Raw genomic sequence first — 15,530 nt, 5'->3', positions numbered from 1 at the left:
AACTTTACTCTCGCTAACTTTACTCTCGCTAACTTTACTCTCGCTAACTTAAGCTACCAACTCAAACTACTTCCATTTGCTTTTAACCATTGCTCGGCTTTTTTATAATTTGGATAAAACTGGTTCACACGTTGCCAAAACTTAGCGCTATGGTTCATATGTAAAAGATGCGCAAGCTCATGTACAACCACATAATCAATCACCCAGGTTGGCGCACTTGCTAAATGTAAATTAAAAGTCAGCTCGCGGCGTTTATTACAACTGCCCCAACGACGTTTATAATGTTGAATTTTAAGCTTTGTCGGTAATGTTTCTGACATCTGCAAACAATAATCATGAACACGCATTTCAATATAGCTTTCAAGCTTTTCATGTAAAAACTGTTCAAGCAAAGCGATGTAGTTAGCTTCTTGATGTTTGACGCGCGATGATATTGATAAGGTAAGCTGAGACTGTGCATCTTGTTGCCACGTACTTTTCGGGCCTTTAGCAAATACTATCGGCACGTTTTGCCCAAACAACTTAATAGTGGCGTTTACTAATGGTAGTTGACGGTTTTCAGCATGAATGGATTGTTTGGCTATTTGTTCAACGACCCAATCTTGCTTGGTCTTGAGCCAGGCATCAATCTCAGTTTGTGGAACATAAAAAGGCGCATAAACGGTCAATTTCTGCTCGGCAACTTTAATTGCCACGGTTGTTCTGCGTTTACTGCGCTTTAGGGTGTAATCCAACAAAGATAAGCCAATTCAATTAATAAAAATAAGAGATTCCATTTTACCCTGCTAAATAGCTGCTAATCTATAAAGATGACTCACAAATAAGTTTTCATCCTTATGCCTGACAAACCATGTTGTAGTTATACCTCACCAACAGGTAACAAGTGCCAAGAAACAGATATGGGCTCTGGATTTTGCTTTTGGCATGATAGTAAATTTGATAAATCAGGGCTAGATCTAACCCAAAAATTAGAGCGCTATGCAAAAAAAGGTGGCTTATTAGAAGGCCTGCAATTGCAAAGAGCGAACCTTTCAGGACTTAACTTAATCAAGCAGGATGACGAAGAAGGTTATGATCTCTCCTATTGTAATTTTTATCGTGCTAATTTAACGGGCGCTCATTTATTTAATAATAAAATAGCCAACGCTTCATTAATGAAAGCCAATTTACATAGTGCGAGTTTGCATTACTGTGATTTAAAAAATACCAACTTATTGGGCATCAAACTCAACGACAGTCGAATTGATAATATCGAATTGGGTGACCAATTATTACAAGAAGCGGCTGCATTTAAAGCACGTAAAAATAAGCAGCATGATGAAGCACGAGACTTATTTGAGCAATCTGAAGAAATATATCGCAATTTAAGAAAAGCCTCTGAGCATCAAGGACTTTTTGAACTCGCCGGTAACTTCACCTACAAAGAATTAAGAATGCGTCATGCGCAATACCGCAAAGGCTCAACCAAGCAAATTACTTCTAGCTTTATAGATATGTTATGTGGTTATGGCGAAAAGCCCGAAAATGTCATTCGCTTTAGTCTGTCACTCATTATTTGCTGTGCATTTTGTTATTTCTTATTTGGGGTTAGTTATCAAGATTCTGTGATGCAGCTGAGCTTTGAAAACTCATTTCAAAGCAATTTGTCGGCCTTACTGAATAGTTTTTATTTCAGCGTGGTGACTTTTACAACGCTTGGCTATGGTGACATTACGCCAATAGGTTTTTCGAGATTAATCGCAGCCATAGAAGCATTTTGTGGTAGCTTCTCGCTCGCTTTATTCGTCGTTGTTTTTGTAAAGCGCATGACTCGCTAACGCATGATGTATGAACCCTTATGCTCTTTTGCCTGATACATTTTTTTGTCGGCACGATTAATTAACTCTTCAGCATCTACTGTGCTATCAAGCGGTGCTGCAATAAGACCAAAGCTTAAATGCAGCTCAGGGTATTGTTGTTCAAATGCGGCTATAAGTTTTTCGCAAATACTAAAAGCGCTATCTAACTCGCAATCAGGTAAAATGATACAAAACTCATCCCCTCCATAGCGGCACGGTATATCAATCTCGCGAATATTTTCAAGTAAGTATTGCCCTATATATTTAAGGACTTCGTCGCCTTTTAAATGCCCTTGTGTGTCATTCACTGACTTAAAGTCATCAAGATCAAAATAAACAACCGTTAATGGTGATTTGTGACGTCTGGCTCTGGCAAGGTCGCGTTGTAATAGCTCTTGCATGACACGCCGGTTGTAGAGGTTGGTGAGTGGGTCGAGTTTAGCGAGTTTCTCTAGTTCTTGTGTGCGCTGAGCAACTTTTTCTTCAAGGCCTTTTGCATACACTTCGGTGCGGCGTTTCGCATTTTCAATTTCGCCCACTAAGCTGTCGATATAAGTATCAAAGACCAAGGTCGTATCAAAGTAAATTAATTTATCAATGATGTTAAGGGTATGATTTAATTCTTCTTGATCGCTTATTGTGGTGCGAAGTACATTAAATATGAGCTCTTTTAAAGTACACACAGCCGATAAGTAAAGCTTAGGTTCAACACCAATACGCTTATGCACCATACCAATCCGTAAGCGGTTATTAACATACTCATGTTCGTAACGACCGCAAAATAAATCGATTATATACTGCCTTTGCGCATCTCTGAGTCGTGTTAAAGTATCCGCATCACCAATTAATAACGAAATTTCATCTACTTCAGTTTGTTTTTTATAAAACTCATTAACCACATTTTCAATGGCTGATTCTATAATGGGCTTGTAGTTTAATAATGATGAGAGACTGTTTGAAGTCAGCCCTAATAAACTCATTCTGTGCTGAATTTCTACATCATTAATTTGCATTTGTTCAACTAAAGTTTGCTCGGTTCTTCTCATCTACCCACCTCGAACTACTCCTTTTTAATTAAATATAGCCAAGGTTTTGAATCCTACGTACTTAAGTGATAGGTTTTTCTCTAAATTCAGAACAATTTGTATTAGACTGCTATAACAAGCCGTTTCAAAAAAATATTATGCTCGCGAAATTTTTTATTACCGATCAAAACCCCAGCCTAATAGTAAGTGGTGTCTATGATCCAAGCTTAGTTGCTCTTTCTATTGCTACGGCTATTTTTGCTGCTTATTTTTCACTCCATATCATTGATTTAGCAAATAGAACTCAATTTGATTCGTACCGTAAATTAGGCAGTGCAACAGGTGCCTTGGTGATGTCAGGTGGGATTTGGAGTATGCACTTTATCGGCATGCTGGCTTTTTCATTATGCACCACCGTGGAGTACGACCCTACACTGACATTTTTTTCATTTATTCCTGCATTTTTAGCCTGCTATACCGCATTTTCATTTTTGAAACGCAAAGATTTAAAGCAAATACCAACAACAATAAAGCTACTCATTGGCTCTGTATTACTTGGCTCTGGCATTGGTGCGATGCACTACTCGGGCATGGCCGCCATGCAAATGAGTCCGCTGCTTCGCTACGACCCGGCTTGGTTTGCAGCATCAATTGTGGTGGCTGTTGCATTATCTTTTGTCGGCTTATATGCGCGATTTCACTTAGGCGAGCACTTTAAAAAGCTTACGGTGTTACAAACCCGCATCATTTGCGCCATTATCTTTGGCTTTGCTGTAGCGGGTATGCACTATATGGGAATGGCCGCCACCCGCTTTGTTGCAACCTCACCTTTGTTATCTGAAAACGTTCAAACGTCGCAACTTACTTTTATCGCCATTAGCGTTTCATTTGCTACCGTATTATTGACTGCTCTGGTTGGGATTATTAACGGCATGGTGCGTTTTCGCTTATTACTGGCAGAAAAATCAGCAGAAGAGTCGCGCTTGGATGCCATTTTAGGCACTGCAATAGATGGCATCGTAACAATTAATATTCATGGCATTATTTTAAGCTTTAATAAATCAGCAGAAACTATTTTTGGTTGGCGCCAAGACGAAGTGCTGGGCAAAAACGTAAAACTATTAATGAACGACGATATAGCCGCGCAACATGATGGTTACTTAGCTGATAGTAGCAGGCATGAAGTTAAAAAAGTGATTGGCGTTAACCGTAATGTGTTTGCGAAGCACAAAGATGGTCATTTATTTCCTATTCGACTTGGCCTTGGTGAAGTAAAACAGCCTAACGCAGAAACACTGTTTGTTGGCTTTATAACCGATTTAACAGAGCAACGTGCACTACAGCAAAGTCTCGAAGAAAAAGAGAAACAATATCGTACCTTAATGAACAATACCCCAGGCGCTGTATTTCGTTGTTTGTTAGATGAACACTGGACGATGAAGTTTATAAGCCCCAGTGTTTCTGACTTAACAGGTTACAGCCCTGAAGAGTTTACCGATGGCACAGTTACATTTGCTCAAATCATTAATAACGATGATGTAGCGCATATTGATGAAGTTATGGAAAAAGCCATAGCTGAAAAAAACCAATATGCGGTTGAGTACCGCATTCGCCACCGAAATGGCAAAGTTGTGTGGGTTTTAGACCAAGGAACAATTAACGAAAATAGTGATTCTGAACAAAAGTGGATCGATGGTGTACTTATCGATATCACCGCTCGTCACGAATATGAAGAATCACTCAAAAAAGCAAAACAAGAAGCTGAAGCCGCAGCACAAGCAAAACAATCATTTATGGCAAACATGAGCCATGAAATACGCACGCCAATGAATGCAATAATCGGCTTTAGCGACATATTAATGGATAGTCCTCTTAGTAAAGAGCAACAAAAACATATTATTACCGTCAATAAATCAGCTCGCTCACTGCTGCATTTGCTTAATGAAGTACTAGATTCTGCAAAGTTAGAAAAAGGCAAACTCGATATTCAGGCAGAGCACTTTAACTTACAAGCCTTGCTCGACAATATCGTCTCGACTTTTTGGCTTGAAGCGAAGCGTAAAGATATTCTGCTTGATTTGATTATCGCTGATAGTGTTGCGCCTATTTATATTGGCGATGAGTCTCGCATTCGCCAAGTGATGAATAATCTCATCGGGAATGCAATTAAATTTACCGAGCAAGGGTCTGTCACAATTACGGTGAGTCAAACTCAAAATAAACAATTGTTTTTCGAAGTACAAGACAGCGGTATTGGCATAGCCAAGCACCGCTTAGATGCTATTTTCCAGCCATTTGAACAAGCCGACGGCACCATGACACGCCGATTTGGTGGCACAGGTCTTGGCACCACTATTAGTAAGCAGCTTGTTGAGTTAATGGGTGGTTCAATTGGTGCTATTAGTGAAGAAGGTAAAGGCAGCTGCTTCTACTTTAGCCTTCCTTTACAGGAAGGTGATATCAGCCAAGTCGATACCCTAACTTGTAATCAATTAAACTTACCAAAACTTCGCATATTAGTGGTTGATGACATTGAGCAAAATGTTGAGCTACTGAACATTTTATTATCGCAAGCTGGGCACACCATCAGTACGGCTCACAATGGTCTTGAAGCCATTGCAGCATTTGAACAGCAAAGCTTTGATGTGATTTTGATGGATATACATATGCCGGAATGTGATGGCATTACGGCCTGTAAAGAAATCCGCGAAATAGAGAAAATCAGATGTTTAAAAATTACACCTATCATCGCGTTGACGGCGAGTGTTTTACAACAAGATAAAATTACTACAAAGCAGGCCGGTATGAATGGCTTTGCAAATAAACCCGTTGATATTAACCAACTGAACCATGAAATTGCGAAAGTGCTTGGTTTAGAAGTAAATAAAATCACTAACAATAAAGTCGGTGATGAGAAAAAGCACATCAACTACGACAAAGGTGTTTTGATGTGGGGAAGCAAAGAGAAATTAAATACGGAAATTGGCTTATTCCTAAGCAATCATCAACAGAGTATTCTACGACTGAAGGATCAGAAACTCAGTGAAGACGAACAAAAAGCAATTTTGCATACTCTTAAAGGAGTCGCGGGTAATTTAGCACTAGCAAAATTATTATACTTGTTATCAAACGCTGAGAAAGAACGTGAAAAGGAAAGCTTCCCTACACTCATTGCCGAGTGCGAACAGGAATGGCAAACGCTGATTGCATTACTTGCAGAACAGCCGCAGTCTAGTTCACAACAGCAACCCATACACGAAACGTCGCTGGGCGCATTTATTAGCCAAATTGAGGCACTGCAAGCGCAAGCTGAGCATGCAGAAATAGACGATGATTTATTAAGCCAAGTGCAATCCCAAGCACCGGCAACCTACCAAGATCAGGTTGTTGAAATTTGTGCGCATTTTGAAAACTTTGACTTTGATGCAGCAAGCACTGCTTTATCAGCTTTAAAGCACACTCTCCAAGCTGCTAAGGAACACCTATGACGCAAATCTCAGAACGTGCAAGAATTTTGGTCGTCGATGATGAACCAGCCAATTTAAAAGTGATCCGTGAAGTACTCGCTAACGATTATCGCTTATCGTTTGCAAAATCTGGCGAGCTTGCTCTTCAGCTTATTGAGAATGAACCTCCTAAGTTGATTTTGCTCGATATTATGATGCCAGATATGAGCGGCTTTGAAGTTTGTAAAGTATTGAAAGCAAATCCTGAAACTGCTCATATCCCTGTTATCTTTGTTACCGCACTTTCTCATGAGCAGGATGAGTCTGAAGGCTTTGCTCTAGGTGCAGTCGATTATATTACCAAACCAATTAGCCCTGCGATCGTCAGGGCGCGGGTTAAAAATCATTTATCATTAGTGCAAGCTGAGCAACTGCAATTAGCCCACATTGATTTGATCCAACGTTTAGGCCGCGCCGCAGAATATAAAGACACCGACACCGGTGAGCACATTGCAAGAATGAGCCGCTACAGTAAAGTACTCGCCCTTGCCTATGGCATGAGTGAGTACGAGGCCGAGCAGCTTAAACAGGCAGCGCCTATGCATGACGTTGGTAAGATAGGCATTCCTGATTCAGTACTATTAAAGCCTGGGCGCTTAAACGAAAACGAATACGAGCACATGAAACAACATGCCTTAATCGGTGCGAAGATTTTAGAGAACTCAACTTCGCCGCTATTACAACTTGCTCATAAGCTTGCCCTTGAACACCATGAAAAGTGGGATGGTACGGGCTATCCGTATGGCCTGAAAGGCGAAGAAATCAGTATAGAAGGGCGTATTGTCACCATTGCAGATGTATTTGATGCTTTAACCTCAAAACGCCCTTATAAAAAAGCCTGGTCGGTTGAAGAAGCGCTCGACTTATTGAAAGACGAAGCTGGTAAGCATTTTGACCCGCAACTAGTTGATTTATTTATTGGTCAAATAGATAGCATCATAGAAATCAAAAACACTTATACGAGCTGAGATATTAAGGCCTCATTTGAGGCCTTTTTTAATTGCATCGTAATCATGCGAAGTAATTTCATGGCTATTACCAGCACAATCTTTAAAATACATTGAATAAGTAACACCGTGGTCAGCAACAAATGTTTTAACATCAAACTGAGCGAGATGCTCAAGCCATGCTAAAAACTGTGCTGCATTTGCGCCAAAAGCAATACCTTTGCTTCTACCGTCTGCTTCAAAGAGTGCTAAACGAATTGTCTTTGCTTGGTCCTCTAAGGTTAAAGGCCCTTTTCCTTCATCCCAAAAAGCGAGTTCTGGTACAACATTAAAGCCAAGTACTTGCTCATACCACTTTAGCGCAGCCGATAAATCATCAACATTTAAGTGGCAATGATCAACACCACATAAAGATGGAATAGCCATGTTACTCACCAATTTCGGTTTTTAACTGCTCTAAAAATTCGAGCATGTAAGCTGTACGTCGTTTAGCTTCATCTTTTGCCGATGGCGTGTTCATACTCTCGCTAATGTGTAACAGCTTAATGAAGAAATGATCGAGGGTGTATTTTGTATCGTCAGGTTCGCGGTTTAAGCAAAATGGATCGTCTTTATGATACAGATAACGACCAATTGAGCCCCCTACTTTCATGCAGCGACTCACACCAATTGCACCTAATGCATCCATTCGATCCGCGTCTTGCACAATTTGCGCTTCGACACTTTGGACTTTGATATTGGCACTAAAGCTATGTGCCGCAATAGCATGATGAATAGCACTAAAATACTGCTCAGGATAATTAATTGAGGCTAAAAAACTTAACGCCTTATCTGCAGCCATGGTCGATGCTTTTGCCCTGTCTGGGTGGTTTTTAGCAATTGCAACACAATCATGTAACCAAGCTGCGGGTAACACCACAGCCATTTCTGCCTGCTCGGCAATACATAATTGTTTTGCAACCCTCACTACTCGCTCAATATGACTAATATCGTGTGCGACATCGGCATGGAGTAAAGACAAAATAAAGTCTCGACACTGAGTTTCTAAAGCTGCAAAGTCTATTTCTGGCTGCATATACTGGCTATCACCATTAACTGATTGAAATTATGCTTACTTTAGCGTGCTTACTGGATTTGTTCAAAACATTCATTGTATGTTTGCTAGTGCTTCATTAAACTATGCCCCCTTTTGTTTGACGCGAGAATCCCTATGTCATCTGCTATTTACCTGCAAGCTGGACGAGAAAAATCATTAAAAAGAAAACACCCTTGGGTGTTCTCAAAAGCCATTAAAAAAGTAAAAGGTAAGCCAGGACTAGGTGATACTGTCACAATCTATGACAATGACGGTAAGTTTTTAGCGATTGCAGCTTACAGCCCGCAATCACAAATACGTGCTCGCGTATGGAGCTTCGATCAAAACGAAATCATTGACCAAGCATTTTTTGAAAAGCGTTTGCGCCGTGCCTATGCTGCGCGCGAACAGGTGATCAGCGAAGGCGGCTTAACGGGTTTTCGTTTAAGCGCTGCAGAGTCTGACTACTTACCAGGCATCACTATCGATAAATTTGATAATGTACTGGTGTGCCAACTGCTTAGTGCCGGTGCAGAGCGCCATAAAGGTGAAATTGTTGCTGCACTTATGGCCATTTTCCCTGGTTGCGATATTTATGAGCGATCAGATGTTGATGTTCGTACTAAAGAAGGCCTTGAGCCAATCAAGGGCGTACTTTGGGGTAAAGAACCAACAGAGCCAGTCGTCATTGAAGAAAATGGCTTAAAACTCGAAGTAGACATTCTTGAAGGCCACAAAACTGGCTTTTACTTAGACCAACGTGATAGTCGTGCAGCTCTTGAGCGCTTTGTTAAAGACAAAACAGTATTAAACTGCTTTAGCTACACAGGTACTTTCTCGCTTTATGCTTTGCGTGGTGGTTGTAAACACGTTACTAACGTCGATGTATCACAGCCAGCACTTGATACGGCTAAGCGTAACGTTGAGCATAACAACCTTGATTTGTCTAAAGTTGATTTCGTTAAACAAGATGTCTTTAAGTTGTTGCGCCAATACCGTGATGAAGGTGTGCAATTTGATACTATCGTTATGGATCCACCAAAATTTGCTGACAACAAAGCGCAATTAACCGGTGCTTGCCGTGGTTATAAAGATATTAATATGATTGCGATGCAAATCTTAAAACCAGGTGGCACTTTACTCACTTTCTCGTGCTCTGGATTAATGGAACAAAATTTATTTCAAAAAGTGGTTGCGGATGCAGCCCTTGATGCAGGTAAAGACTTGTTGATCATGGAACGATTAAACCAAGCTGCCGACCACCCAATTGCTGGCAGCTATCCAGAAGGCTTTTATCTTAAAGGCCTGATCTGTAAGGTTTACTAGTTAAAACTTACAATTTCTAAACCGGCACTCAAGGAGCCATCTTGCTCCTTGGTTGCTCGTATCACACGGGCTGTTGCATCAAATGAGGTAATAGCCGTGCTAGTCGAAGCAATTAACACCCGATACAGACTGCCTATTTCTAAAACTTCATCAAGGTGAATTGCCAGCCCTGTTGCACTTAAATCAGTGCACATAGCCTGAATTTCTTCGCCATTAACAACATCTAATGGGATTAGTTTTGCAGGGGTATGAATTTGCATGCGGCGAAAGTCGCGTTTTTCCTCATGAAACATATGGCCTCCTATACCAGTGTTTTTATTTTCTCTATTAATGTTTTAACAGAAAAAGGCTTCACTACATAGGCGTCACACCCGGCATCAAACCCCGCTTTTTGTTCAAGCTCGGTTTCAAGGCCAGACACCATGACAACAGGAATTTGCTCTGTTTCTGGGGTGTTTTTTAGTAATCGGCAGGTATCATAACCATCTAAGCCCGGCATACAAACATCTAGTAGTATAGCATCTGGCGGCTCTGCAATGGCTGAAGTTAAACACGATGCGCCTGAGTTTGCATAACTTAATGAGAATTCATCCCCAAGGCTTGCTTTGAGCATTTCAAAATTAAAATATTCATCATCGACGACCAAAATAGTTGGTCGCGGTCGATTTACCGTACGCTCAGGAACTGAGATCGGTTTTTCCTTTTCAATGCCCACATAATCTCCTTTTAGCATCTGTGTTTGTAACTTAAAGCAAGGAGGCGTTAACCTCATTGCTCATTCCTTAGTATTATAACTCACATTCTTTGATTGCGTTTAAAACACGTTTAGCAGATACAGGATAAGGTGTCCCTAGTGTTTGTGCAAATAAAGAAACACGTAACTCCTGTTGCATCCAAAATATCGCACTGATCTCTTCAGGAATTGGCATACCCTTAGGAATTTTATTAGCTAATTTTTGATATTGCTCAGCTACTTTTTCAAGCTCAAGCACACACAACCTATCACGATTAGGATCAACAGGGAGCTTTTCTAGGCGGCGTTCAATGGCTTTTAAGTAACGAATTAAATCCGTCATTTTTGCTGCGCCGTGCTGGCTAACAAAGCCTTTGAAAACTAAGCTTTGTAACTGTGATTTAATATCACCGTGCGCTGTTATCATGGTTAAATCAACGCGTCCTTTCATACGTTTATTTAAGCCATGAGCAATACTTAGCACTTGCTCTACTTGGGTAGCGATCTCAACAACCGTATCACCAAGCTCACCGCGAATTTGCTCTTTCGCTTTTTCAAATGCATCTGCTGTGCGAATGTTGCCGTATTTAGTTAATAGGCTATCGACGGCTGCAGCGATACAGTCATCAATTAAGTCATTGACCTTACCAAACGGATTAAAGTACAAACCTAATTTAGATTTGTTTGGTAAGTTTTGTTGTAAATACTTAATTGGTGATGGCACATTTAATAACACTAAGCGGCGTAAACCTTGTTGGTGCGCTTGCTGTGCTTTGTGTTCATTATCAAATAGCTCAACCGCAGCTGAGTCTTTTTTATCCACCAGCGCTGGAAACGCTTTGATTTCGTATTGACCTTGTTTTTTCACGTAAGAGCTTGGTAACTCGCCAAAGCTCCACTCAGTCAAATCAGCTTTTTCTATGCCTTTGTCTGCTACTTTCGATAAGGTATCCGTTACCTTACCTTGTAACTGGGCTTTTAGTTTAGATAAATTTAAACCGCGAGCGAGTAACTTATCGTGTTCATCGCGCACTTCAAACTGTAAGCGTAAATGCGGAGCAAGGGTTGATAAATCCCATGCATCAGGCTCAACACGCACACCTGTCATACGTAATAAGCGCGTGCTAATTGCATCAATTAAGTTGCCTTGCATCGGCTCGATTGCAGCAAGTACCGCATCGGCGTAGTTTGGCGCAGGCACAAAGTTGCGACGAATCGTTTTTGGTAGCGACTTGATAAGCGCACAAATTAATTCATGTCTAAATGCAGGAATATGCCAATCAAAGCCAGTTTCTTGAACTTGATTTAACAGCGCTACCGGAATTTGTACCGCAACACCATCGACGGCTTGCCCTGGATCAAAGTGATATGCCAGTGGTAATAATAAGTTCTCTTGCTGCCAAGTATCTGGGTAATCAAACTCGGTAACATGATCAGCACCATGCTGCATTAATTCTTCTCGAGACATATGCAAAAAGCGTTTATCTTTTTGTTTTTGTCCTTTCCACCACTTATTAAACGCGGCACGATTATTTACATCTTGTGGAATTTTCTTGTCGTAGAATTCAAACAGGGTTTGTTCATCAACTAAAATATCACGGCGGCGAGATTTATTTTCAAGAACCTGAATATCTTCAATTAACTCTTGGTTATATTGTAAAAAGCCTTCATTTTGACCCAGTTCTTGCTCTACTAAAGCGGTGCGAATAAACAACTCGCGACTTACTTTTGGATCAATATTGCTGTATACACAGCGGCGCTTATTAACAATTAATAGGCCATACAAGGTTTGCTGCTCAAACGCGATAACTGCACCCGGCTTTTTCTCCCAATGCGGTTCACTGTAGCTGCGCTTTACTAAATGCTGTGCAAAGCCTTCAACCCATTTCAAGTCTATGCGCGCGTTGATCCGCGCATAAAGCTTACTGGTCTCAACAAGCTCTGCCGACATAATCCATTTTGGGCTCTTTTTAAATAATCCTGAACCTGGGAAAATATGGAATTGGCTGTTGCGGGCGCCTTTATAAATTTGTTTTTCATCTTTAAAACCAATATGACTTAACATACCGCTTAATAAAGATTGATGAATTCGCTCGCTATCAGCAACATTGGTAGTGGCCTTCATGCCCATTTCATTACATACCGTTGATAGCTGATAAACAATATCTTGCCATTCGCGAATACGCATATAGGCTAAAAAGTCCTTTTGGCATAACTTTCTAAACTGGCTATTGCTCAATTCAGATTGCTGCTCTTCAAGGTAATTCCACAGATTTAAAAAGGCGATAAAATCTGAATCAGGGTCATCAAAACGGCCATGCTTTTCATCCGCTGCACCACGTTTTTCTTGTGGTCGCTCTCTTGGGTCTTGAATCGACAATGCCGCAACTATAATAATCACTTCACGCAGTGCACCTAAGCCATCGGCAGTCAGCACCATTTTAGCTAACCGTGGATCAACCGGTAAACGGCTTAAGCTTCTGCCTGATTTCGTAAGCTCAGTCTTTTTATGGCGTTTAGCTGGCTTAATTGCTTCGAGTTCTTCAAGTAGCGTTAAACCATCGTTGATATTACGGCTATCTGGCGCTTGCACAAACGGGAACTGCTGCATGTCGCCAAGCCCCAAACCAAGCATTTGCAAAATAACAGAAGCTAAGTTAGTGCGTAAAATTTCAGGATCAGTAAACTCAGGGCGCGAGTTAAAGTCTTCTTCACTGTATAAGCGAATACAGATACCCGCTTCGATACGACCACAGCGACCTTTACGCTGATTGGCACTGGCTTGTGAAATTGGCTCAATCGGTAATCGTTGTACCTTGGTACGATAGCTATAACGGCTGATGCGCGCGGTACCTGGGTCGATAACATAGCGAATACCCGGCACCGTTAGTGATGTTTCAGCCACGTTGGTGGCTAAAATAATATGACGACGGCTGTGCGGCGCAAAAATTCGGTTTTGTTCTGCGTTTGATAAACGCGAATATAGCGGTAAAACATCCGTGCCTTTGAGGTTTCGCTTTGATAACGCATCGGCGGTATCGCGAATCTCTCGTTCACCGTTCATAAAAATCAGAATATCGCCAGGACCTTCATCGCACAGCTCATCAACGGCATCAAAAATACCCTGTAATTGGTCACCATCCGCTTCCATCTCATCTTTGTTGATTTCAGTGGTTGGTCTATAACGAACCTCTACTGGGAAAGTTCGACCGGATACTTCGATGATGGGTGCATCATCAAAATGTTTAGAAAAACGCTCTGGGTCAATCGTCGCTGAGGTAATAATAACTTTTAAGTCAGGACGTTTTGGCAGTAAATTTTTTAAATAGCCTAAAATGAAATCGATATTCAGGCTACGTTCGTGGGCTTCATCGATGATGATGGTATCGTACTGATTTAGGTATCTGTCTTGTTGAATTTCAGCCAGCAGAATACCGTCTGTCATCAATTTAATGTAACTATTGTCAGAAACTTGGTCACTAAAGCGAATTTTAAAACCCACTTGTTGGCCTAGCTCGCATTGCATTTCTTCTGCAATACGATTCGCGACACTTCGAGCCGCGAGTCGGCGAGGCTGGGTGTGACCAATGTATCCATCAACACCCCGGCCAAGCTCTAAACACATTTTTGGGATCTGCGTCGTTTTACCTGAGCCTGTTTCACCGGCGATGATCACTACTTGGTTATTGGCGATCGCCTGTTTAATGTCATCTTTCTTTTGACTAACAGGAAGTTGTTCTGGGTAGGTCACTTTAGGCAATGCAGCCAAACGTTGCTCGCGCAATTGCTGCGAACGACTAATATCTTCTGCTATTTTTTGCGCTATGTTTGCTTGCTTAGTTTCATCGTTGATTTTTTTAATACCATGAAGGCGTTTTTTGAAGATGAATTGATCTTTGCGTAAACACGTTTTTAATTCGCCGAACAGCGGACCTAGGTTAACCACCCGATACCCTTATATTTCTTAACCAATAGACTGATATTGTATCAAATAATCTATCAGGTGGTCATGGCTTTATTTATGCCAATTCGCTTAATTAAGTGAACAGTTTTGAGGCAATAAAATCTCGTTGATAACAAGGCAAAAATTTCGTTATTTAGTTGTTCTAAATGAGAGGTTTTTAACGCCGTTAGCGACAGATTTAATCCCTCAAAATGATTAAGTATTATTGCGAGTTGGCATAATCCTCTCTGTTGGGATTGGCATTGCACAAACATCGATGTAGTCAGGGCTTTCAACAAACCACGCTTCTACTCGATTTTTACGCGCTTCGATGAGGTCTTTAAAGGCATTTGAGTCTGTTTTCATCACCCGAAATTCACTGTTATCTGTATCTTTAATATCTGCTAATACTTGCATATCTGTGATGGGATTAAATGGCTGACCTTCAGTGGCTTTACGCTGCAATAGATTAAAGTGCTCCATGCCTTCTAAAACACGACCAAACACGGTGATATTACGGTCCAAATAGCGCTGGCTATTACCGATGGTGACATAAAATTCGGTACCACCGGAATTAATATCATTACCGCGGGCCATAGCAAAAATTCCTGGGCAATGTACTTGCCATGTTTCGGTTTGGCTTTGGTTTTGTGCCACAGCAAAGCCATTTAAAAAGCCCGTTTTAGCGGCATAGCCATCAGGCCCTTTAAGCTCTGTAATCGCTAAAGGAGCCTCGGTGCGTAGATAAAACTCAGCAGGTAACCCTTTTTTGGCATTTTTAACAGGTTTACTTTCGCTGGCATCCCCGCCCTGCGCAACAAATCCTTCAACAAAGCGATACATACTCAGGCCTTGATAAAACCCTTCTTTGGCAAGCTGTCGCATGTTATTTGCGTGAATAGGCGCTAGTTTATCGTTTAGTTCGATATAAGCAGCACCCGTAGGTAAGGTTAATTTAATGACGTTTTCGGCACTGACTTTTCGCCACTCACTAGTATTTGCGGTTTTAATGATTTCGCCAGGGAAACGTTTTTGACTTGTTTCTTTTGCAGCAATTGGTGCGGCTAATACTACGCCAAGGCACAGAGTTAATAGACTTAATTTCATTGTTATTATCTTTTAAGTAATTGACAATTC

General features: G+C 41.1%; 12 protein-coding genes. 4 read left to right on the top strand and 8 right to left on the bottom strand.

The annotated features are described in order from the left end of the window. Positions 1-53: 53 nt before the first annotated feature. Entirely contained in the window at positions 54-734 is a 681-nt protein-coding gene (locus AN213_RS19755) for a M48 family metallopeptidase (RefSeq protein ID WP_055021510.1), read from the bottom strand. A gap of 102 nt (positions 735-836) precedes the next feature. Between AN213_RS19755 and AN213_RS19750 the strand changes: the two genes are divergently transcribed. Further along, a complete protein-coding gene (locus tag AN213_RS19750) occupies positions 837-1,817 on the top strand; it encodes an ion channel (RefSeq protein ID WP_054564024.1) in 981 nt (326 codons plus the stop codon). Here AN213_RS19750 and AN213_RS19745 read toward each other — a convergent pair. Next, positions 1,814-2,884, bottom strand: a complete 1,071-nt coding sequence (locus AN213_RS19745) for a GGDEF domain-containing protein (protein ID WP_054564025.1) — start codon at positions 2,882-2,884, stop codon at positions 1,814-1,816. The genes AN213_RS19750 and AN213_RS19745 overlap by 4 nt on opposite strands. Before the next feature lie 137 nt (positions 2,885-3,021). On the opposite strand from AN213_RS19745, the gene AN213_RS19740 reads away from it, so the two are divergent. Continuing rightward, complete coding sequence (locus AN213_RS19740) at positions 3,022-6,351, top strand: PAS domain S-box protein (RefSeq protein ID WP_055199451.1); 3,330 nt, start codon at positions 3,022-3,024, stop codon at positions 6,349-6,351. Beyond that, positions 6,348-7,337: a two-component system response regulator gene (locus AN213_RS19735; protein ID WP_055021508.1), complete on the top strand. Its 990-nt coding sequence runs from the start codon at positions 6,348-6,350 to the stop codon at positions 7,335-7,337. Before AN213_RS19740 ends, AN213_RS19735 begins: the two co-directional genes overlap by 4 nt. 12 nt (positions 7,338-7,349) lie before the next feature. Here the strand turns inward: AN213_RS19735 and AN213_RS19730 are convergent, their stop codons facing one another. Both AN213_RS19730 and AN213_RS19725 read right to left on the bottom strand, forming a co-directional pair. After that, a complete protein-coding gene (locus AN213_RS19730) occupies positions 7,350-7,751 on the bottom strand; it encodes a VOC family protein (RefSeq protein WP_173637085.1) in 402 nt (133 codons plus the stop codon). Next, on the bottom strand, positions 7,744-8,391 hold the full coding sequence (locus AN213_RS19725; protein ID WP_055199450.1) for an HD domain-containing protein: 648 nt from the start codon (positions 8,389-8,391) through the stop codon (positions 7,744-7,746). Before AN213_RS19725 ends, AN213_RS19730 begins: the two co-directional genes overlap by 8 nt. Before the next feature lie 135 nt (positions 8,392-8,526). Here AN213_RS19725 and AN213_RS19720 point away from each other — a divergent pair, with 135 nt between their 5' ends. Then, on the top strand, positions 8,527-9,717 hold the full coding sequence (locus AN213_RS19720) for a class I SAM-dependent methyltransferase (RefSeq protein ID WP_054564029.1): 1,191 nt from the start codon (positions 8,527-8,529) through the stop codon (positions 9,715-9,717). On the opposite strand, the gene AN213_RS19715 is transcribed toward AN213_RS19720, so the two are convergent. The 4 genes from AN213_RS19715 to AN213_RS19700 form a co-directional block, all read right to left on the bottom strand. Then, complete coding sequence (locus tag AN213_RS19715) at positions 9,714-10,010, bottom strand: PilZ domain-containing protein (protein ID WP_054564030.1); 297 nt, start codon at positions 10,008-10,010, stop codon at positions 9,714-9,716. The two genes, AN213_RS19720 and AN213_RS19715, sit on opposite strands and share 4 nt — an antisense overlap. Positions 10,011-10,018: 8 nt before the next feature. Further along, a complete protein-coding gene (locus tag AN213_RS19710; RefSeq protein WP_268795275.1) occupies positions 10,019-10,366 on the bottom strand; it encodes a two-component system response regulator in 348 nt (115 codons plus the stop codon). 139 nt (positions 10,367-10,505) lie between these two features. After that, positions 10,506-14,396 (bottom strand): ATP-dependent RNA helicase HrpA, encoded by a 3,891-nt coding sequence (hrpA, locus tag AN213_RS19705; RefSeq protein ID WP_055199449.1) that lies wholly within the window; start codon positions 14,394-14,396, stop codon positions 10,506-10,508. Positions 14,397-14,609: 213 nt separating this feature from the next. Further along, positions 14,610-15,500, bottom strand: a complete 891-nt coding sequence (locus AN213_RS19700) for a peptidylprolyl isomerase (RefSeq protein WP_055199448.1) — start codon at positions 15,498-15,500, stop codon at positions 14,610-14,612. Positions 15,501-15,530: the final 30 nt, after the last annotated feature.

The sequence above is a fragment of the Pseudoalteromonas sp. P1-8 genome, assembly GCF_001399985.1.
Taxonomy (GTDB): Bacteria; Pseudomonadota; Gammaproteobacteria; order Enterobacterales; family Alteromonadaceae; genus Pseudoalteromonas.
The sequence above is the reverse complement of the archived record's forward strand: the minus strand, read 5'-3'. Positions and strand labels throughout refer to the sequence as shown.